The organism is Bradyrhizobium sp. AZCC 2230 (assembly GCF_036924495.1).
In the GTDB taxonomy this organism is placed as follows: domain Bacteria; phylum Pseudomonadota; class Alphaproteobacteria; order Rhizobiales; family Xanthobacteraceae; genus Bradyrhizobium; species Bradyrhizobium rifense.
In genome coordinates this window covers 5,745,490-5,764,075 of record NZ_JAZHRS010000001.1, presented here as the reverse complement: position 1 = coordinate 5,764,075, position 18,586 = coordinate 5,745,490, and the positions used below count along the sequence as shown (strand labels likewise).

General features: G+C 64.8%; 21 protein-coding genes. 9 read left to right on the top strand and 12 right to left on the bottom strand.

All coding sequences use genetic code 11. The features are described 5' to 3' along the window. Positions 1–104 precede the first annotated feature (104 nt). Positions 105–479, top strand: a complete 375-nt coding sequence (locus V1280_RS27595) for a hypothetical protein (protein WP_334531507.1) — start codon at positions 105–107, stop codon at positions 477–479. Positions 480–638: 159 nt separating this feature from the next. Beyond that, positions 639–944 (top strand): YMGG-like glycine zipper-containing protein, encoded by a 306-nt coding sequence (locus tag V1280_RS27590; protein ID WP_148776013.1) that lies wholly within the window; start codon positions 639–641, stop codon positions 942–944. Positions 945–1,003: 59 nt separating this feature from the next. Here V1280_RS27590 and V1280_RS27585 read toward each other — a convergent pair whose 3' ends face one another. After that, complete coding sequence (locus tag V1280_RS27585; RefSeq protein ID WP_334531503.1) at positions 1,004–1,429, bottom strand: tautomerase family protein; 426 nt, start codon at positions 1,427–1,429, stop codon at positions 1,004–1,006. A gap of 159 nt (positions 1,430–1,588) precedes the next feature. Between V1280_RS27585 and V1280_RS27580 the strand changes: the two genes are divergently transcribed. Together V1280_RS27580 and V1280_RS27575 are read left to right on the top strand one after the other, a co-directional pair. Further along, positions 1,589–2,170, top strand: a complete 582-nt coding sequence (locus V1280_RS27580; RefSeq protein ID WP_334531500.1) for a TetR/AcrR family transcriptional regulator — start codon at positions 1,589–1,591, stop codon at positions 2,168–2,170. Between the two features lie 25 nt (positions 2,171–2,195). Further along, complete coding sequence (locus V1280_RS27575; protein WP_334531497.1) at positions 2,196–2,600, top strand: VOC family protein; 405 nt, start codon at positions 2,196–2,198, stop codon at positions 2,598–2,600. Positions 2,601–2,614: 14 nt separating this feature from the next. Here V1280_RS27575 and V1280_RS27570 read toward each other — a convergent pair whose 3' ends face one another. The 3 genes from V1280_RS27570 to radC form a co-directional block, all read right to left on the bottom strand. Continuing rightward, entirely contained in the window at positions 2,615–3,406 is a 792-nt protein-coding gene (locus V1280_RS27570) for a bestrophin-like domain (protein WP_334531494.1), read from the bottom strand. A 229-nt stretch (positions 3,407–3,635) separates the two neighbouring features. Next, a complete protein-coding gene (locus tag V1280_RS27565) occupies positions 3,636–4,871 on the bottom strand; it encodes a prenyltransferase (RefSeq protein WP_334531492.1) in 1,236 nt (411 codons plus the stop codon). Between the two features lie 67 nt (positions 4,872–4,938). After that, positions 4,939–5,652 carry a RadC family protein gene (gene radC, locus V1280_RS27560; protein ID WP_334531490.1) on the bottom strand — a complete coding sequence of 238 codons (714 nt, stop codon included), beginning with the start codon at positions 5,650–5,652 and terminating at the stop codon, positions 4,939–4,941. A 193-nt stretch (positions 5,653–5,845) separates the two neighbouring features. On the opposite strand from radC, the gene V1280_RS27555 reads away from it, so the two are divergent. Together V1280_RS27555 and V1280_RS27550 are read left to right on the top strand one after the other, a co-directional pair. Beyond that, complete coding sequence (locus V1280_RS27555) at positions 5,846–6,412, top strand: TetR/AcrR family transcriptional regulator (protein WP_334531488.1); 567 nt, start codon at positions 5,846–5,848, stop codon at positions 6,410–6,412. A 54-nt stretch (positions 6,413–6,466) separates the two neighbouring features. Continuing rightward, positions 6,467–7,435 (top strand): quinone oxidoreductase family protein, encoded by a 969-nt coding sequence (locus V1280_RS27550; protein ID WP_334531485.1) that lies wholly within the window; start codon positions 6,467–6,469, stop codon positions 7,433–7,435. 42 nt (positions 7,436–7,477) lie between these two features. Here the strand turns inward: V1280_RS27550 and V1280_RS27545 are convergent, their stop codons facing one another. Continuing rightward, on the bottom strand, positions 7,478–8,317 hold the full coding sequence (locus V1280_RS27545; RefSeq protein ID WP_334531482.1) for an intradiol ring-cleavage dioxygenase: 840 nt from the start codon (positions 8,315–8,317) through the stop codon (positions 7,478–7,480). A 248-nt stretch (positions 8,318–8,565) separates the two neighbouring features. Here V1280_RS27545 and V1280_RS27540 point away from each other — a divergent pair, with 248 nt between their 5' ends. After that, a complete protein-coding gene (locus V1280_RS27540) occupies positions 8,566–9,006 on the top strand; it encodes an antibiotic biosynthesis monooxygenase family protein (protein ID WP_334531480.1) in 441 nt (146 codons plus the stop codon). Positions 9,007–9,072: 66 nt separating this feature from the next. After that, positions 9,073–9,990, top strand: a complete 918-nt coding sequence (locus tag V1280_RS27535) for a sigma-70 family RNA polymerase sigma factor (RefSeq protein WP_442895169.1) — start codon at positions 9,073–9,075, stop codon at positions 9,988–9,990. Positions 9,991–10,012: 22 nt separating this feature from the next. Here V1280_RS27535 and map read toward each other — a convergent pair whose 3' ends face one another. Then, positions 10,013–10,831, bottom strand: coding sequence for a type I methionyl aminopeptidase (gene map, locus V1280_RS27530; protein WP_200470446.1), 819 nt, complete (start codon positions 10,829–10,831; stop codon positions 10,013–10,015). Positions 10,832–10,951: 120 nt separating this feature from the next. Next, positions 10,952–12,268 (bottom strand): mechanosensitive ion channel family protein, encoded by a 1,317-nt coding sequence (locus V1280_RS27525; RefSeq protein ID WP_334531473.1) that lies wholly within the window; start codon positions 12,266–12,268, stop codon positions 10,952–10,954. Between the two features lie 214 nt (positions 12,269–12,482). Here V1280_RS27525 and V1280_RS27520 point away from each other — a divergent pair, with 214 nt between their 5' ends. Continuing rightward, the gene (locus V1280_RS27520; RefSeq protein ID WP_334531470.1) at positions 12,483–14,276 is read left to right on the top strand and encodes a potassium/proton antiporter; all 1,794 of its coding nucleotides are present in this window, start codon (positions 12,483–12,485) and stop codon (positions 14,274–14,276) included. Positions 14,277–14,438: 162 nt separating this feature from the next. On the opposite strand, the gene modC is transcribed toward V1280_RS27520, so the two are convergent. The 5 genes from modC to mepA all read right to left on the bottom strand — a co-directional run bounded on the left by modC (position 14,439) and on the right by mepA (position 18,536). Further along, entirely contained in the window at positions 14,439–15,101 is a 663-nt protein-coding gene (gene modC / locus V1280_RS27515) for a molybdenum ABC transporter ATP-binding protein (RefSeq protein WP_334531467.1), read from the bottom strand. 2 nt (positions 15,102–15,103) lie between these two features. Continuing rightward, complete coding sequence (gene modB / locus V1280_RS27510; RefSeq protein WP_234684872.1) at positions 15,104–15,799, bottom strand: molybdate ABC transporter permease subunit; 696 nt, start codon at positions 15,797–15,799, stop codon at positions 15,104–15,106. A 26-nt stretch (positions 15,800–15,825) separates the two neighbouring features. Beyond that, the gene (gene modA / locus V1280_RS27505) at positions 15,826–16,611 is read right to left on the bottom strand and encodes a molybdate ABC transporter substrate-binding protein (RefSeq protein ID WP_334531460.1); all 786 of its coding nucleotides are present in this window, start codon (positions 16,609–16,611) and stop codon (positions 15,826–15,828) included. A 193-nt stretch (positions 16,612–16,804) separates the two neighbouring features. Then, entirely contained in the window at positions 16,805–17,308 is a 504-nt protein-coding gene (locus tag V1280_RS27500; protein WP_334531458.1) for a hypothetical protein, read from the bottom strand. Between the two features lie 283 nt (positions 17,309–17,591). Continuing rightward, positions 17,592–18,536 carry a penicillin-insensitive murein endopeptidase gene (gene mepA, locus V1280_RS27495; protein WP_334531455.1) on the bottom strand — a complete coding sequence of 315 codons (945 nt, stop codon included), beginning with the start codon at positions 18,534–18,536 and terminating at the stop codon, positions 17,592–17,594. Between the last annotated feature and the right edge of the window lie 50 nt (positions 18,537–18,586).

Genomic DNA, 18,586 nt, shown 5'->3' with positions numbered 1-18,586 from the left:
TCGGATCGGCGCACGCGTGAATGTGAGGTCGCTACCCGCCGTCCGGGAACCGGCCGGGCGGCCGTCCGTTAGCACTGCAGACGGTCTGCTCAAGGGATCCTGCGATGGCCAAGCGCGTCCTCGCGATCGGCATCGAACCCGGCAGCGCCGACTACAGCGCGTTTCCGCAGCTCACGCCGGCGCTCGTCCGCAACTATATCGAAGCGCAGCTGCTGCGCCTGCGCGGTCTCGGCTACGAGGTCACGAGCTGTCTGATCGATCTCGACGCCGCCGCGGAAGGGGCCGTAACGGCGGCGCTGCGCGACGAGCACTTCGATTGCATCGTCATCGGTGCGGGCCTGCGCGAGCCGAAGGAACGGCTGCTGTTGTTCGATAAGGTGCTCAACCTCGTCCACTGCCTGGCGCCGCAGGCCGCGATCTGCTTCAACACGACGCCCGCCGACACAACGGAAGCCGTGCAGCGCTGGGTCGCGCCGTAACTGCGGCAAGCATATCCTCGATCGGAGGCCTCCACTTGTTGTCGCGACAGGCTGGCCCTGTGACGTAAAGGGCGGGAAGCGAGCCGGATTCACGCGATTATTCTGGCCCGGGATCGTCTCAAACGCTATGACTGGCCGCATCAGATGGGAGGATTCGGAATGCTTCGACGTCTTGGTATTGCAGCGTGTTTCGCTGTCGCGATGGCCGTACCGGTCCATGACGCGGTGGCGCAGGATGCTGTCGGTGGCGCCATCATCGGCGGTGTGGGCGGAGCGATTTTGGGCGGCGCGCTTGGCGGCGGCCGCGGCGCCGCCATCGGTGCTGTCGTCGGCGCCGGCACGGGGGCTGCGATCGCCTCCGAAGGCGAGCGTCGCCGGTCCGGCTATTACGCCTATCAGCGCGGCTGCTACATGCAGCGCCCGGATGGCCGCTACGTCCCGGTCGACCCGCGATACTGCTACTGAATGACGTTGCGCCGGCGCCGTCTCGCGCGCGCCGGCGCTGTCATGCCTGATCGCTGCGGTCAGGCAGCGCTGGCGCGGCTGACGGCGTCGCCAAGCTCGGCATTGGTGTAGGCCTTGCCGCCGATGCCCCACAGGCCGTCCACGGCATAGACCATGTTGACGAAAATCCGCTCGCGCGGATGACGGCCTTCCGCGGCCCTGAACGCGATGTCGGTGGCCTCTTTGATGAAGCCCGCCTTTTGCTCCGGGCTCGCCAGCGCGAAGGACGGGACTTTCAATTCGACCACGACGATGTCGTTCGACGTCCCGCCGGCGAAGGACCGGCCTTTCGGGACGGTGCTGATCTCACCGATTACGTTCGGCGTGAGGAACGCATTGCCCGCGAGATCATGGTGCCTGAGGAATGAGGCGGTCAGCTCGGCGAACATGGTTTTCTCGGCGGCTGCACTGAAGATGCCATCCGTGGCGACGACGGTGATCGGCATGACCAAAACTCCCTTCGTGATGTGAGCGTCGCGAACGCCGGCTGCGATCGCGGCTTGCGATAAGATTGCGATCGTTATATAACGATCGTGATTGCAATCGCACGACGAGGGCGATGCCGTCAATGATAAAATAACGATCGTGATCTGAAAGGTGCCGTCGTGCGATACAAGTCCGGACACAAGGAAGAAGCCCGCGCGCGCATGGTCGCGGCTGCCGGCCGCGGCTTTCGCCGCCAGGGTTTTGGCGGCATCGGCGTCGACGGCCTTGCCAAGGAGGCCGAGGTCACCTCCGGCGCGTTCTACGGGCACTTCTCGTCCAAGGGCGAAGCGTTCAAGGCTGCGCTGGTGGCGGGCCTCGACGAGCTGCGCCAGGGAGTCGAAAGCCTGCGGGCCGAGCACGGCGCCAAATGGGTCGCGGCGTTCGTCGATTTCTATCTCGGACAAAAGCGGGTCTGCGAGCTGGGAGCGAGCTGCGCCTTGCAGAGCCTGACCTCGGAGGTGCAGCGCGCAGATGCGGGAATCAAGACCGTGTTCGAGGCCGAGATCGAGGGCGTCGTGACCGCGGTTGCCGACGGCTTGCCGGGCCGCTTGGCCAAGGACAGACGTGCGCGCGCCTGGGCGCTGCTCTCGATCCTGTCCGGCGGTGTCACGATGGCGAGGGCCGTCGCCGACAAGGATGTCAGCGCGGCGATTGCGTCCGCGTGCCGCGCGGCTGCGCTCAAGGCCTGCGCAGAGACCTGATCAATTCAAGCGAGGAGTGCGAGATATGCGCCTGTCGAACTATCTCTTTTTCACGACCCAGTGCGAACCGGCGCTTGCCTTCTACGCCGCCTGCGGTCTCGGCAACGTCACCGAGATCATGCGCCATGGCGAGCCCGGCATGCCGCTCAGGAATCCCGCGCTGCGGGGCAAGATCATGCACGCGAAGTTCGAAGGCCCCGGCATCTGCTTCTATGCATCGGACAACGACGACGCCGAGCCAATGCGCGGCTCCGCCCATATCCTCATGATGGATGATCAGGAGGCGACGACGGATCTGTTTGTGCGCCTCGCCGAAGGCGGCACCATCACCACGCCGCTCGGGATCCAGCCCTGGGGCGACTATTACGGCAAGCTCACCGATCGCTTCGGCGTGCAATGGATGCTGAGCTGCACGCTGGCGCACGCCTAGCGCCGCTGGCGAAATCAACTTCGTCCCGCCGGCGCCTCCGGCATGATCTGGCGCAGCGGCTCCGGCGAGATCGATATCTGGCCGGTGAACGGGCGGTCGTGCGCCGCGATCAGGAGCACCGAGGTGGCGACGCCGGTCGCGAACAGGCCCATCGCGATCGCCGATCCCAGGCGGTTGTCGCAATGAACGAAGCCGATCACCAGCAGCTCGCACAGGGCCTGCAGATACAGGCACCACCATTTCACCGCGTTGACCGAGGCCAGGCTGACGATGATCCGCTGCCGCCGCGCATCGAGCGCCTGCTCCAGCGCGGCGACGATCTCGCGCTGCGCGGTCTCCTGCCCCCGCCCTTGCGGCGTCGTCGCGACGACCAGCTGCAACGCCTCGGCGAGCGCCGGCGGTGTCGCCTTCAGCGAGGCCTCCTGATGCGCCATCATCGGCCATTCCACGGTGACGGCCTGACCGACATAGTCACGCACCAGCCCACGTAGCTTTGCTTCCTGCTCCGCGGGCAGGCCGGCGGCGAGCAGAACAGCGCTGCGCAGCGCGCTGGCCTCGCGGCTCACCGCCGCGCCGGCGCGGTCGCTGTCACCCCAGACCTGTGCCGCGGTGAAGGCGACGAACAGGCCGAAGATGATGCCGAGCACCGGCAGCATGCCCGGCGAGATCGCCTTCAGCGCTTTCGCCCGCTCCTCCGTCGCCACCAGCGCGATCGCGGCGAATACGGTCGCGGCCAGAAGATAGGTGAACCCGAAGATCACCAGCGCCATCGCGGGCACAGGCAGGTTGTGCAGCCAATCGCTCATGCTGTTCCTGCTACGCGATTCGCGGAGCTAAATCAGCCGCATCCTGCGCGGCCTGGCGTGTCCGCTTTGCCGACCATGCACGGGGATCAGCGCGCTCGGTGTGGCTAGTTGTCCGTGAGCAGAGCAAATCGGCGCCTGTCGATTCGCTCACGCACCAACTGTCCCGCCGCCGCGCAAAGGTCGGGCGCATAGATTTGGCAATTTTCCCGTTTCGCGATTCCCCGGTCGATCAGATCCAAAAGTCGTGCAGGCGCCATATCAGGCGAGGCGGCGATGCGCCCGGTGACGACGTGCCTCTCCGTCTTCTCGTGATCAGCGTGATCGATGTCGGGATTGCGCCAGCAATTTTCACACATGATCTTGAAGCTCTCCGAGTGCGAATAGATGACGGTGTCCCCTCCAGCTCTTCGCTCATGTCGGCCAATTGCCGTGCCGTCTGCTGTGTGCCCGCGAAATCGAAAAACCGGTAGTTTCGACGCAGAAGCGTTGCCAGATGGGGGAAGACCGGAATCTGCTGCTCGCCGTACATATGATTGGTAATGGGCGCGCCATCCATGAGGATGACGTCGCCGTAATCGACGCCGAGATTGCGGTATAGCACGCTGCGGACAATGCCGTGGCACGGACTCAACCGTTCGATCCATACCGTCTCCTCATCGCCTGGGTCATCAAGGTCTGCCGTACGCTCTGCAAGAGGTCGTTCGGCGAGCTTCACCTTGCAGCCAAAATATCCGCCGTCCGGCAATCCAAACCGCCCAAGCTCGACTTTTTGCCCCATCCGCTTCCACACGTCCAAGGCTGTCTCGGCGTCGCCGGCGCCGGTGGCGCAGATTCCAAGGTTCCATTCGTAGCTGTCGACAACCTCTTGCGAGAGGCGTGCCGCAGCCCGGTTGGCCGCTACGCCTTCGGCAAATCTGCCGCGCGTCTTGTAGAAGAGCCCCAGATTGTAATGGTGCGCGCTCTTGTGCGGATTGATCTCGGCGAGCTTCCGGAGACTGTGCTCGGCGATGGTATCGCGCTGGCGCGCCATCATGCGCGCCGCCGTCGCCAGCCCGCGCAATATCTCTTCCTGCTCGGCTTTCCCGTCGTAGAGTCTCGCCAGACGGTCCAGCTTCTCGACCATCGTTTGAAATATTGGATGCGCCGGCGCCGCGGCGTTCAAATCATCAATGTCGCGGACGGCTTCCAGGCATAGGCCGATCCCCGAGAGAATAGCTGTATCATCATCGTGAGCATTTGCTATCTCTGAAAGCAGGTCCGCGGCCTCTTCCCTTGCGAGGCTTCGCTCGTCGACAATCCATAACAGCGCCCTGGCCGCCTCAGTCTGGTGGCGCTGGACCCTTCGAAGCGGCTGTATTTTTTGCGATGCGGCCTGCTTGCGGCCCGCTTGTCCCTCCGCGACGGCGTCTCGTGCAATGGCGCCGATCTCTTCGGAAGAGAGAACCGCGCTGGGGCCGTTCAACATGGTGGTCTCCGTGGCGGCTCCCGGTATGGCAGGGACGGGTGCTGTAACACGTCTCAACGTGGCGAGATTATATCAACCTCATGCCCCGCAAGCTCGCATGGCCGTTCTTGCCGACGATGATGTGGTCGTGCACGGCGATGCCGAGCGGCTTGGCGATGTCGATAATCGCCTTGGTCATCTGGATGTCGGCTTGCGAAGGTGAGGGGTCGCCGGAGGGGTGGTTGTGGACCAGGATCAGCGCGGTGGCCGACAGCTCCAGCGCGCGCTTGATCACCTCGCGCGGATAGACCGGGGTGTGGTCGACGGTGCCGGTCTGCTGCACCTCGTCGGCGATCAGCTGATTGCGCTTGTCGAGGAAGAGCAGGCGAAATTGCTCCTTGTCGGCGAAGGCCATGCTGGTGTGGCAATAGGCGATCACCTCGTTCCAGGACGACAGCGCGTTGCGGCTGTTGACCTCGCCCTTGGCGACGCGGTGCGCGGCCGCCGCAATCAGCTTGAGCTGGTTGATGGCGGCTTCGCCGACGCCGTCGACCTCGCGCAGGCGCGCCACCGGCGCATGGACGACCTCGGCGAACGAGCCGAAAGTCTTGATCAGCAATTTCGCGAGCGGTTTGGTGTCGCGCCGCGGCAGCGCCGGAAACAGCGCCATCTCCAGCAGCTCGTAGTCGCTGAGCGCGTCCGCGCCGGCGCTGTAGAAGCGCTCGCGCAGCCGTTCGCGATGGCCGAGATAATGCGGCGCTTCGTCTGGCTTGATCTTGTCGTGGTCGGTTTTGGCGGGCATCGCGCACAAGCATGCCGTTCCGGGGGCGTTTTGCAACCACGAAGTGTCATGGCGCCGGCGGCTGGTCTTTCAGGGATCCGGTAGCAACAATCCCGTTTGCTGGCCAAGCCGGCTCGATCAGGCGCAGTGATTCAGCCGGACGCGGGCGGCATGCGTAATTGACTGTTCATTCCAGAACGGCTATTGCAAGCTCATGGCGAGACCGAAGGAGTTTAATAAGGAAGAAGCGCTCGATGCCGCGATCGGCGTGTTCCGCGAACATGGTTTTGAGGGGACCTCGACCCCGATGCTCGTGGAGGCGATGGGCATTGGACGCCAGAGCATCTACGATACCTTCGGCGACAAGTGGCAGCTCTATTGCGCATCTGTCCAGCGCTATGCCGCCGCCGAGACGGGCGCTCATCTTTCCATGCTGCGGGGACGGCCGCGCGCGATGGAAGGCGTCAGGGCCATGGTCGAGCGCGTCGTCGATGAGGCGCATCAAGCCTGCCTCGGCGTCGGTTCGATGTGCGAGTTCGGCCGCACGCGGGACGATCTCGCCGAGATCCATCACGCTGCCGGGCGGCCGCTTCGCCTCGCGGTTTCGAAGCGAATTCGCGAAGCGCAGGCCGACGGCGATGCTTCGGCCGATATCGATGCCGACGAAGCGGCGGAGTTCCTGCTGGCGAGCTTCGCCGGCATCCGCATTGCCGCCCGAGGCGGCGCAAAGGCCCGGCACTTGCGAGCGCTCGGCGACATGGCGCTGCGCGCTCTGTCGTAAGGCGGATTTTTTTTGGATAATTTTGGAACGATCAATCAAACAAGGAGCAACGGCATGAAGGCTGTGGTCATGAATCGTCGGGGCGGTCCCGACGTCATCGCTTGTGTCGAGCGACCGGACCCGATACCGGGCCCAGGTGACGTGCTGGTCGAGATCGCGGCCGCAGGCGTCAACTTCATGGACGTGGGTGTCAGGCAAGGAACCATCTGGGCCGGCATGCCCGATCCAAAAATCCTGGGCGTCGAGGGCGCGGGCCGGGTTCTCAGGGTCGGCGACGCGGTCGATGGATTCGGGATCGGCCAGCGTGTGGCCTGGGTCTATGCGCCCGGAAGCTACGCTGACAAGGTTGTGGTCCCTGCGACCTCGCTGGTGCCCCTGCCCGATGCGATCGACGACAGGACTGCCGCGTCGGTGATGATGCAGGGGCTCACCGCCAGTCATTTTGCGACGGATTTCTATCCGGTGCAGCAAGGTGATATCGCCCTCGTTCACGCCGCCGCGGGTGGCGTCGGCCTGCTCCTGACCCAGATCATCAAGCTGCGAGGTGGACATGTGATTGGCCGCGTCTCGTCGGCCGACAAGATGGCGGTCGCGAAGGAGGCGGGCGCCGATCATGTGATCGTGGACACCGAGGGCGAGTTCGCCCGCGAAGCGGTGCGGCTGTCAGGCGGCGAGGGCGTGCACGTCGTCTATGACGGCTCTGGTCCCAAGACCTTCCAGGGTTCGCTCGATGCGCTCCGGCGCTCGGGCACGTTCTGCTGGTACGGACCTGTGCTCGGCGGCCCAGGACCGCTCGATATCATGAGCCTGCCGAAGAGCGTCAAGATCGGTTACGCCACGTTCTTGGATCACATTCACACGCCCCAACTGCTCCGCGCGCGCTCGACCCAGCTGTTCGACTGGATCATCGAGGGCAAGCTCAATATCAGGATCGGCGGGCAATATCCCCTGGTGAGCGCAGCGAAAGCCCACGCCGACATGGAGAGCCGCGCGACGACCGGCAAGCTGCTCCTGATCCCGTGAGCGCCGTAGGCTTTACTCGTCGGGGGCTAGGCGTCGCAGGCCTCACTTGTCGCGCTTCAACCCCGGCACCAATGCAGCGAGCCGGTCCCTGACCGGACGTCCGAACATCGCCCCGCCCATGCCGCCGGGTGGTGGCCCCGGCGGCGGACCGCCGGGCGGCGGTGGGCCTGCGCGTCCGACGGTCGCCTCCGCCCGGCGGTCGACGCCGAGCGTTAGCATCGCGACATAGCGGTCACGCTCCTCCTTCACCGCGCAGAAGGCGCGATGCTCGGGATCGGAACGTTCGATGACGTGATCGTTGGCGTTGATCACCATGCGCTGCCGTGCGCGATCGCCATAGTCGGGCACGTTGGTGTAGATGAATTCGTTCAGCGCATCCGGCAGGAAGGTCTGCCCGGTCAGCACGGTGCGATCGCTCAAAAACACCTTGAAATGGATGTGCGTGGTGCGGCCGTCATACCAGCCGGGATAGATGGTGTTGAAAATGACCCAGCCAGCGCCGTCGGTCATTTGCGTGCCGCGCAGGAACGTCTTGCCGGTCGCATCGACCTTGTGGTTGTCGCTCTGGCCAGGAAACGCCGAGTAGAGCCCCTTCGCGTCGCAATGCCAGATGTCGACCCGCGCGTCGTGAATCGCGGTGCACGATCCGGCCTCGATCACGCGCAGCCGCAGGGTCAGCGGCACGCCCGGTTTGCCCTCGGCGATGTCGGATCGGACGAGCTTCGGCTCGGAATAAAACGGCCCTTCCTCCGCCTGCGGTGTCAGGATGCAGGCAGGCTCACCGGCGACTGGCCCGGATGCCGCCTCCGCGCGGGTCTGCAGCAGGCCAGCGGCGCTGGCCGACACGAAGCCGAGAAAGCCGCGGCGCGTCGAGGTGCTCACTTCGTCTCTCCTGTCTGTCTGACGAGAGATCGTCATCGAGAAACAGGATGGCAAGATCAGGCTTTGAAGATGGCGACAATCAGCCCGACGGTTTCTGGCCGTTTCGGAGCCAAAGAGACCATCCCCCGGGACGGTTGAGCCACCGCAAAAAAAATCCGCACCGACTGTTTCCTTTTCACCGCCTCGTTCGTCTCAGCGCTGTGAACCTCGTCGAGCGGCCAGCAGAGCGTCCGCAAAGGAGAACATCGATGCCAGAGATCAAAGCCACGCCATCGCGTCGCGCGGTCGTCGCCACCGGCTTGAGTGCCGGCGTGCTGATCGCCGCTCAAAGCGTCCCGTCACACAGCCAGAACAGGAGTTCCAACATGGAAGCCACCATTCGCATCGGCAGCGACGTCACCACCCTCGTCAACGTCTTCACGGTCGAGCCGGACAACCAGCAAAAGCTGGTCCAGCTCCTGAAGGAGGGCACTGAATCCTTCTTCAGCAAGCAGCCCGGCTTCATCTCCTCCAGCGTCCACGCCGGCAAGGAGGGCGGGCGCGCGATCAACTATTCGCAATGGAAAAGCGCCGGGGATATCGAGAATTTCCGCAAGGATCCCAAATTCGCGCCGTACATCCAGCGCCTTGCCGCGATCGCGAAGGCCGAAACGATCCTGTGCGAGGTCGTCGAGGTCAATCATGCCTGAGCTTCGGCGGGTAGTGCCTCGATCCCGATTGAGGTATCACGCCTGTCGGCCACGGGGAGATCCGGCTTGGCAGATGATGTGACGAGCAACGGAACGGGGGCGGTCCGGGAGACCGCCCTTAAAGCCCTCGACCACCTGGCGGTGGCAATGCGGCCGCAGCTGCATCGCTACTGCGCGCGCATGACCGGCTCGGTCATTGACGGCGAGGACGTGCTTCAGGAGGCGCTGCTCAAGGCCATCGAGGCGGCGCCGCGGACCGAGCCGCTGGACAATCCGGAAGGCTGGCTGTTTCGCATCGCCCACAATGCCGCGCTGGATTTTCTGCGCCGGCGCGCGCGCCACAATGCTGTTCACTCCGATGAAGATCTGGACATGATCGCCGCCTCGACCAGCCTCGTGACCGACCGCCAGATCGTGGCTGCAAGCTTGCGGACCTTCATGCGGCTGCCGGTGGCGCAGCGAAGTGCGGTGATCCTGCGAGACGTGCTCGGCTATTCCGTCGACGAGGTCTGCACCATCATGGGCGGCAGCATTCCCACCACCAAGGGCGCCCTGCAACGTGGCCGCGCCCGTCTCCGCGAGCTCGCCGAGGAATCCGACGATATCAGGCCTCCCGAACTGGAGACGGCCGAGCGCGCCCGCCTGATGCATTATGTCGAGCGCTTCAACGCGCGTGATTTCGATTCCCTGCGCGACATGCTCGCCGACGACGTGCAGCTGGAGATGGTCAACCGGACGCGCAGGGCCGGCCGCAGCGACGTTAGCGAATATTTTGGTCGCTATGCGCAGACCGGCGCCTGGCATTGCGTTCCCGGTTTTGTCGACCGGCGTCCTGCGATCATCATGTTCGATCCGCAGGATCCGTCAGGCCCGCCGCGCTACTTCGTTCTCCTCGATTGGGAGAACGGCAGCATCGTCAACATCAGGGATTTTCTGTTCGCGCATTACGCGATCGAAGGCGCGGAACTGTTCACGCTGGATTGACCGGCGCGAGGCCGGCAGCAGATCAGCCGATCTGCTTCTCGCCGTGCCGCTCCGACAGCGTAAAAATCTCGACGCCGGTGGCGGTGACGCCGACCGAGTGCTCGAACTGGGCCGAGAGCGAACGGTCGCGGGTGACCGCGGTCCAGCCGTCGGAGAGAATCTTCACGTGCGGCTTACCGAGATTGATCATCGGCTCGATGGTGAAGAACATGCCGGGCTTGAGCTGCACGCCTTCGCCGGGCCGGCCGATATGGATGATGTTCGGCTCGTCGTGGAACATGCGCCCGAGGCCATGGCCGCAGAAATCGCGCACCACGCTCATGCCCTGCGGCTCGACGAAACTCTGGATGGCGTGGCCGATGTCGCCGGTGGTGGCGCCGGGCTTCACGGCGGCGATGCCGCGCATCATGGCTTCGTAGGTCACTTCGATCAGCCGCTCGGCCTTGCGCGCGATCGGGCCGACCGCATACATCCGGCTGGAATCGCCGTACCAGCCATCGACGATGAAGGTGACGTCGATATTGACGATGTCGCCTTCCTTCAGCGGACGGTCGCCGGGCATGCCATGGCAGACCACGTGGTTGAGCGAGGTGCAGGTCGAATAGCGATAGCCGCGATACATCAGCGTCGCCGGATAGGCGCCATGGCTGAAGGCGAACTCGCGGACGAACTCGTCGATGCGATCGGTCGGAACGCCGGGGCCGACGATGTCGGTGAGCTCGTCGAGGCACTTCGCCACCAGGGCACCCGCCTTGCGCATGCCGGCAAAGGCGGCCGGCCCATGCAGCTTGATCTGTCCGGTCTTGCGCAGGGAGGTATCGGTGGCTTCGACGTAGCTCATGCGGGTCTGGTTCTTCTGGCTCGGGCCCGATCGGGCGGAAAGGCTTGATTTCAGGCCCAATTTAATGATTGCGGGCCTTCGTGCAAGCTTAGCTTGGCCGCCATGCGCCCGAAAGCGGGCTCAATTCGGGACTTCTACGGTGGTTTCGACCGGCAGTGCACCGCCGCGGACGCGGATTTCGCGGACGGGGTAGGGAACCCGGATGCCCTCGCGCTTGAAGACGTCCCACAGCGCCAGCATCACGTCGCTTTTGACGTTGTCCATGCCGTCGGGGTCCGCAAGCCAGAGGGTCAGGGAGAACTTCATGCCGGCTTCGGCGAACTCGGTCAGGATGCAGTTCGGCGGCTTGGCCTTCTGCGCGCGCGGGTGGGCGGCCGCGGTCTCGATCGCGAGCTTGCAGACCAGCCTGGGATCGGCGTCGTAATTGGTGCCGAAGGTGATCTTCACCAGCGTGTTCTTGTCGGTGTAGGTCCAGTTGACGACCTTCTGCGTCACCAGATCCTCGTTCGGCACCAGGAACTCGCGGCCGTCGCCGGCGGCGACGGAAATATAACGCGTCTTCATCGCGCTGATGCGCCCGGTATTGTCGCCGATGGTGACGAGGTCGCCCGGCTTCACCGATTTGTCGGCGAGCAGAATGATGCCGGAGATGAAGTTGGCGACGATCTTCTGCAGGCCGATACCGATGCCGACGCCGACCGCACCGGAGAACACCGCAAGCGCCGACAGGTCGATGCCGACCGTGCCGAGCGCGAGCACGATCGCGATTGCAAGCAGTCCGATGCGGATGATCTTGACCAGCAGCACCTGGACCGACGGTGTCAGGTCCGTCGCCGAGTTGATCTTGCTCTCGGCGAAATTGCTGGCGATGTTGGTGAGCCAGAGCGCGAGGATCAACAGCGCGCCGGCCTTGAGCACCAGCAGCGGCGTCAGCCGCAATCCGCCGAGCACGATCGCATAGGAGTCGAGCAGGTCGACCGTAGTATCGAGCTGGCCGAGGATGGAGAGTGCTGCGACAAACCACGCCGCAACCGACACAAGCTTGACGAAGAAGGCGTTGCGCAGCACCGAGGTCAGCAGCCGGATCGCGAGCCAGGCGAGCCCCAGCTTGGCGGCGACCATCAGGAGGTAGCTGCGGCTAGGCCAGGTCGCGTGATACATCACCACGCGGGAGATGATCACCAGCAGGGTGAACACCGCCGTCGAGGCGCTGGAGACCATCACGCGGGCGAAGTGCCGAAGCGGCAGTGGCCAGCGTATCGCCAGCGACGTCATGTCGACGCGGTTGCGAACGGTCGCTTCCGCCGCATAAGCGATCCCGGCCGCGGCCAGAATGAGACCAAATTGCAGGTAGAACCAGGGCGAGGAGATCTCCGCCCCGACGCTGCGCGCGGTCGTCTGCACGAACTCCATGAGGTCTTTGAGGTCCATGTCCATCGGGCGGTCTCGTCGGGAAGCAGGCGGGAGGATTTGATTCGAAAGCGCCGCAGAATCCCACAAAGGAAGCGGCCGGGCCATCGATACACCGCGAAGTGAAGCGCGTTAAGGCCGCAAAATACGGGCAGATTGCCGCGAGCGGGAGAAAATGGGTTGGCGCGCCGGTGCGGCGACGATAAGGATGCAATTCCAGCGATTTGTACCCGGATGGTGGATGGCCTCACTCGACTCTTTCAGCATCACCATTCTGCTCGGCGCCGTCCTGGTCATGGCCGGTATCCTGTCGAGCCTGCTCGCGCTGCGCTTCGGCGCGCCGCTGCTGCTGGTCTTCCTCGCGATCGGCATGCTGGCGGGTGATGCGGGTCCCGGCCAGCTCCAGTTCAACGACGTCGGCACGACCTATCTGGTCGGCTCGGTGGCGCTGGCCCTGATCCTGTTCGACGGCGGCCTGAAGACGCGCTTTGCCAGCATCCGCACCGTGCTCGCGCCTTCCGTGGTGCTCGCGACCGTCGGCGTGCTCCTGACCGCGCTGATCACGGCGCCGTTCGCGAAATTCGCGCTCGACCTCAACTGGACGGAGTCGCTGCTGGTCGGCGCGGTGGTCGCCTCGACCGACGCGGCCGCGGTGTTCCTGCTGGTGCACACCCAGGGCCTGCGCCTGAGGCCGCGCGTCGGCGCGACGCTTGAAGCCGAATCCGGCACCAACGATCCCTTCGCCATCTTCCTCACCTTGATGCTGGTCGAATACATCTCGCTGGGCTCGAGTTCGCCCGGCCATGTGGTGATGGAATTCCTGCAAGAGGCGGTGCTGGGTGCCGTCGTCGGCTTCTTCGGCGGGCGTCTCGTCGTCATCGGGCTCAACAAGGTCGCGCTGCCGCAGGGCCTGCACGCGCCGTTCGTCACCACCGCCGCGCTCGTGATCTTCGGTGGCTCGCAGATCATGCACGCCTCGGGTTTCCTCGCCGTCTATCTCGCCGGCATCATCATCGGCAACCGGCCGACGCGTGCGCATAATTCGGTGGTGGCGTTTCTCGATGCCGCGACCTGGTTGGCGCAGATCGTGATGTTCGTGCTGCTCGGCCTGCTGGTGTCGCCGAGCCGGCTGGGCTCCAGCGTGCTGCCCGCGATCGGCGTCGCCTTCGTCCTGATGCTGGTGGCGCGGCCGATCGCGGTGTTCGTGTGCTTGGCGCCGTTCCGCTTCAACTGGCGCGAAAAGATCTTCATCGCCTGGACCGGCCTGCGCGGCGCGGTCGCGATCTTCCTGGCCTCGATCCCGATGCTGGTCGGCCTGTCGAAGGCCTATCTCTATTTCGACGTCGCCTTCGTCGTCGTGATCATTTCGCTGTTGCTGCAGGGCTGGACACTGGCGCCGGCCGCGCGCAAGCTGCATGTGGCGCTGCCGCGTGCCGAACGCGGCCCGCGGCGTGTCGAACTGGATCTGCCCGGCCAGCTCGAGCAGCAGCTGGTCGGCTATCCGGTGCGGCCCAAGAGCCTGTATTTCCGCCGCGGCCTGATCCCGTCCTGGTCCAAGCCGACGCTGGTGATCCGCAAACAGAGCATTTTGACGCCTGTGGAAGCCGATCCGATCGCGCCCGGCGATTACATCTATCTGCTGGCGCCGCCGGAAAAGGCCGAGGCGCTCGATCGCTTCTTCGTCGACATGCAGCCGAGCTCGGAGCCCGATCCGCATCTGCTCGGTGACTTCATGGTGTCCGGCGAGCACACGCTCGCCGAGCTCGCCGAGATCTACAGCGTGAAGGTCGGCGAGGACGACGGCAAGCTCACGCTCGCCGATTATTTCGACGTCAATCTCGACCGCGCACCGAAGGAGGGCGCCGAGCTCGTGCTCGACACCATCGTGCTCGTCGCACGCAGTATTTCCGGCGGCCGCGTCAACGTCGTCGGCCTTCGTCTGCCGGAAGACGACGAAACCCCGGCGCCGCTGACGCGCAGCCAGGCGCTGCGGAAGAAGCTCGCGGAGATATGGACGTCGGTGGCGGGGGTATGACGCTGCCGTAGGGTGGGCAAAGCGACTTGTCCGCCGTAGCTCGAAGAGCGAAGGCGGAAGCGTGCCCACGCATTTTTTTCGATCGAGAGAGTTGGTGGGCACGGCGCAAGGGCGCCTTTGCCCACCCTACGAAAGCCGTCGCAAGGACGACGACGGACTCGCTCACGTCAGCACCTTCACCCCGCCGAACGACGTCACCCGTCCCTGCCTCAGCATCACGATCTGCGTCGCGAGCTGGCGCAGTTCGGCGACGTCGTGGCTGACATAGACCATGGGGACGTTGGCCTCGTCGCGCAGGCGGACCAGATAGGGCAAGATCTCGAGCTTGCGTGCTTCGTCGAGCGCGCCGAGCGGCTCGTCGAGCAGCAGCAGGCGCGGCTTTGACAAGAGCGCGCGGCCGAGCGCGACGCGCTGGCGTTCGCCGCCGGAGAGCTTTCCGGGACGGCGGTCGAGAAGCGCGCCGATGTCGAGCAGCTCGACGACGCGCGTACGCTGCGCCGGATCGGCCGCGAGGCGGTTCATCCGCCGTCCATAGTCGAGATTTTGCGCGACGTTGAGATGCGGAAACAGCCGCGCGTCCTGAAAGACATAGCCGATGCGGCGGCGCCAGGTCGGCACATGAATGCCGGCGGCGGTGTCGTCGACAACATCGCCGTCGATGACGATGGTGCCGCGGTCGGGACGCAGCAGGCCCGCGATCATGTTGATCAGCGAGCTCTTGCCGGCGCCGGATGCGCCGAACAGGCCGGTGACGCGGCCTTCGCTCGAGAACGATGCTTGAAGCGAGAATTCACCGAGCTGTTTTTCGATATCGACGCGCAGCATGGTCAGTTTCCGTGCAAGCGCTGCGTGGCGCGGCGGGCGAACCATTCGGCGGCGATCAAGGCGCCGAGCGCGAGCACAATCGAGACGATCACGAGCCGCCCCGCGGCGGCGTCGCCGTCCGGCGTCTGGATCAGCGAATAGATCGCGGACGAAATCGTCTGGGTCTCGCCGGGAATGTTGGAGACGAAAGTGATGGTGGCGCCGAATTCGCCGATCGCCTTGGCAAAGCCGAGCACCATGCCGGCGAGCACGCCGGGCAGCGCCAGCGGCAGCGTCACCGTGAAGAACACTTTGAAAGGCGCCGCACCCAGCGTCTCGGCAGCCTGTTCGAGCCGGCGATCGATCGCCTCGATCGACAGCCGCATCGGGCGCACCAGCAGCGGAAACGACATCACGCCGCAGGCGAGCGCCGCACCGGTCCAGCGGAACGCGAAGACGATGCCGAGATGATCGGCGAGGAAGGCGCCGACGAGGCCGCGGCGGCCGAAGGTGAGGAGCAGGAGATAGCCGGTGACGACCGGCGGCAGCACCAGCGGCAGATGCACGACGGCGTCGAGCACCGACTTGCCCCAGAAATCCTTGCGGGCAAGCAGCCACGCCAGCGCAATGCCGAACGGCGTTGCCACCAGCGTCGCGATGACGGCGACCCTGAGCGAGAGCAGGATCGCCGTCCATTCGGCGGGAGAGATGTCGAGCATCAAGTCGTAGTTATCATGTCGCAAAATTAAGTTGTGGGAGAGATCAGGAACTTGAAGCCGTATTTTTCCAGAATGGTCTTGGCGGCGGAGGTACGCAGGAAGGCGAGATAGTCATTGGTCTCGGGCTTCGCAGTCGTCGTTGCCGCGACGGGATAGATGATCGCCGGATGCGAATCCGCCGGGAAGGTGCCGACGATCTTCACGCCGGGCTCGACCTTGGCGTCGGTGGAATAGACGATGCCGAGATTTGCTTCGCCACGCGCCACCAGCGTCAGCGCGGCGCGCACGCTCTCGGCCATGGCGAATTTCGGCTCAGCCGCCTGCCAGGCGCCGAGCTTTTCCAGCGCCGCTTTGGCGTATTTGCCGACCGGCACCGACTTCACGTCGCCGGTCGCGATCTTGCCGTCACCGGCGAGCTTTGCGAGGTCGAAACCTTGCGCGATGGTGACGTTGTCGATTTTGGAGTCCTTCGGCGCGATCAGCACGATGCTGTTGCCGAGCAGGTTGACTCTGGAAGGCTCGTTGATGGTCTTCTTGGAGAGCGCGTAGTCCATCCAGTCGGTGTCGGCCGAGACGAACACATCGGCCGGCGCGCCCTGCTCGATCTGTTTTGCCAGAACCGAGCTTGCCGCGTAGCTCGCGGTGATCTTCACACCGGTCTTGGCGGTGTAGGCGGCGTCGATCTCGTCGAGCGCGTTCTTCATCGATGCGGCAGCAAAGACCGTGATGGTCTTGTCCTCGGCGCTAGCCGGCGAGAGGCTCGCGCCTGCGAGCATGACGAAGGCGGTGAAAAGTCCGGCAATGCGATACATGGATGGCGCTCCGTCCGAGCCCGCGCGCGTAGACGCACGCGCAAATCCGGCGTTGTGTGGGTGGTCGCGACGGGCGGAAGCGCTGTTCCACGGGCCCCCACAACGGCTTACGGCCGGCGGGGATATCGCTAGCTGTGAAGATAGCAGGCTGAGGCCTCAGGTCAAAGGCGACCCTTTGCCTGATCCGAAGGGCTTACTGCGCCGGCAGGATCGAAATCGAGAGCGAATTGTCCTTGGCGCCACTGACCTGGAGCACGAAGGGCTTGTCCGAAAGCTCGTATTTCATGGTCTTGCGGATGCCGTCGCAATCGGTCGCGCCGCTGAAGGCCACCGGCTTGAGGAAATGCCCGTCCTGAACCAGATCGACCCAGGCGCCCGAGGACAGGCTGATCGTATAGAGCCCGGCCTTCGCCGCCTTGATGCTGGTGAAGCCGGCAAAGGTGCCGTCCTTCGGCGCGCGCTCCGGCGGGGTCGGCAGTTTTGCTTCCTGAGGCGCGACCAGGCCCAGCGTGATCGCCGATGCCGGGACCGCGGCCTGCTCGGCTCCCGACGCGAACTTGGCGCGATGCGGCGCGGTCAACGCCGCGCGGTCGCGCTCGATCGGCCATTTGAACTTGTCGCAGCCGCTGGGTTCTTCCGCGGCAAGGGCGGAGGTCGCGCCGAGCGCGAGCACGGCAAGGAGAGCAAGGACGCGCATGTCAGATCTCATCGTTGGCCACGCGAGGGCCGCGGGCTTGCAGTCGGGCTTCGTCGGCGAACGGGATGCCCATCCCGGAATGCCGCGGGCTTACGGCCTAGCGGCAGGGCGATCTTAGCGCATGCTCCTCTCGTCGTCATCCCGGACAAGCGCAGCGAAGCGGAGCGCAGATCCGGGATCCATAGCCACAGGGAGGAGTTTGGCGAAAACTCGGAGTTACCGTTTCGCTCAATGACTTCTCCCTGTGGTTATGGGTCCCTGCTTTCGCAGGGACGACAGCGAGCTACGGTTTCGCATCGCCCGCGCGCAGCACGGCTTTGCAGGCCGCCGGCATCTGGGCCAGCGTCATCGGCGGTTTCGGCTTCGGCGGCTCCGGCGGCGGCTTCGGGTGCAGCACGCCCTCGCTGAACCAATAGGCGAAATCGGAGGGCTTGCAGCCTTCGTCCTCGGATTGCGACGGCTGGCTCTGGCATTCGCCGGCGCCCGCCGGGCAGCGCATGCGGATGTGGAAATGATAGTCGTGGCCCCACCACGGCCTGATCTTCGACAGCCACGAGCGGTCGCCCTTGGCTTCACGACAGAGCGCCTTCTTGATCGCGGGATTGACGAAGATGCGCTGCACCGCCGGCTCCTGCGCGGCGTCGCGCAGCACGAGCACGTGGGCAGGCGTGAACACTTTCGGATCGATGTCGAGCCGGTCCTCGCGCACCATCATCACCGCCGACATCTCCTCGCGCTCCTCGCGCGAGAGCCTGTGGTCCGGCATCGGCGTGAGCCAGATGTCGGCGTCCAGCCCGATCTGATGGCTGGCGTGGCCCGACAGCGCCGGCCCGCCGCGCGGCTGGCCGATGTCGCCGACCAGAATGCCCGGCCAGCCCGCGTCCTTGTGCGCCTTGGCAGCCAGGCGCTTGATCAGCGCGATCATGTCGGGATGGCCGTAATTGCGGTTACGCGACAGCCGCATCACCTGCCAACTGTCGCCGTTGAGCGGCATCTGCCCGGCGCCGCCGATGCAGCCCTTCACATAGGAGCCGATGACATGCGCCGGCCCCGTCGAGGGCAACAGCTTGCGCGCGAACAGCTCCCTGGCACCGATCTTGGGATCGTTCGGATTGGCGAGCGGCGGCAACGGTTTTGGATTCACGCTGCCCTTGTCCTGGGCCAGCGCGCCGCCGGCGGCCAGGAGCGTCATGACAAGCAGGAGAGGGGCGATGCGGCGGGGACTCATGCTGGCATCCTTATAGACCAACGCCGCACCGAAGCCGCACGCGATCTTCT

Bases quoted from the DNA above. Each gene is read 5' to 3' on its own strand.
- V1280_RS27595 (WP_334531507.1), top strand. From the start codon at position 105: ATGGCCAAGCGCGTCCTCGCGATCGGCATCGAACCCGGCAGCGCCGAC.
- V1280_RS27590 (WP_148776013.1), top strand. From the start codon at position 639: ATGCTTCGACGTCTTGGTATTGCAGCGTGTTTCGCTGTCGCGATGGCC.
- V1280_RS27585 (WP_334531503.1), bottom strand. From the start codon at position 1,429: ATGCCGATCACCGTCGTCGCCACGGATGGCATCTTCAGTGCAGCCGCC.
- V1280_RS27575 (WP_334531497.1), top strand. From the start codon at position 2,196: ATGCGCCTGTCGAACTATCTCTTTTTCACGACCCAGTGCGAACCGGCG.
- V1280_RS27570 (WP_334531494.1), bottom strand. From the start codon at position 3,406: ATGAGCGATTGGCTGCACAACCTGCCTGTGCCCGCGATGGCGCTGGTG.
- V1280_RS27565 (WP_334531492.1), bottom strand. From the start codon at position 4,871: ATGTTGAACGGCCCCAGCGCGGTTCTCTCTTCCGAAGAGATCGGCGCC.
- radC (WP_334531490.1), bottom strand. From the start codon at position 5,652: ATGCCCGCCAAAACCGACCACGACAAGATCAAGCCAGACGAAGCGCCG.
- V1280_RS27555 (WP_334531488.1), top strand. From the start codon at position 5,846: ATGGCGAGACCGAAGGAGTTTAATAAGGAAGAAGCGCTCGATGCCGCG.
- V1280_RS27550 (WP_334531485.1), top strand. From the start codon at position 6,467: ATGAAGGCTGTGGTCATGAATCGTCGGGGCGGTCCCGACGTCATCGCT.
- V1280_RS27540 (WP_334531480.1), top strand. From the start codon at position 8,566: ATGCCAGAGATCAAAGCCACGCCATCGCGTCGCGCGGTCGTCGCCACC.
- map (WP_200470446.1), bottom strand. From the start codon at position 10,831: ATGAGCTACGTCGAAGCCACCGATACCTCCCTGCGCAAGACCGGACAG.
- V1280_RS27525 (WP_334531473.1), bottom strand. From the start codon at position 12,268: ATGGACATGGACCTCAAAGACCTCATGGAGTTCGTGCAGACGACCGCG.
- V1280_RS27520 (WP_334531470.1), top strand. From the start codon at position 12,483: ATGGCCTCACTCGACTCTTTCAGCATCACCATTCTGCTCGGCGCCGTC.
- modC (WP_334531467.1), bottom strand. From the start codon at position 15,101: ATGCTGCGCGTCGATATCGAAAAACAGCTCGGTGAATTCTCGCTTCAA.
- modB (WP_234684872.1), bottom strand. From the start codon at position 15,799: ATGCTCGACATCTCTCCCGCCGAATGGACGGCGATCCTGCTCTCGCTC.
- modA (WP_334531460.1), bottom strand. From the start codon at position 16,611: ATGTATCGCATTGCCGGACTTTTCACCGCCTTCGTCATGCTCGCAGGC.
- V1280_RS27500 (WP_334531458.1), bottom strand. From the start codon at position 17,308: ATGCGCGTCCTTGCTCTCCTTGCCGTGCTCGCGCTCGGCGCGACCTCC.
- mepA (WP_334531455.1), bottom strand. From the start codon at position 18,536: ATGAGTCCCCGCCGCATCGCCCCTCTCCTGCTTGTCATGACGCTCCTG.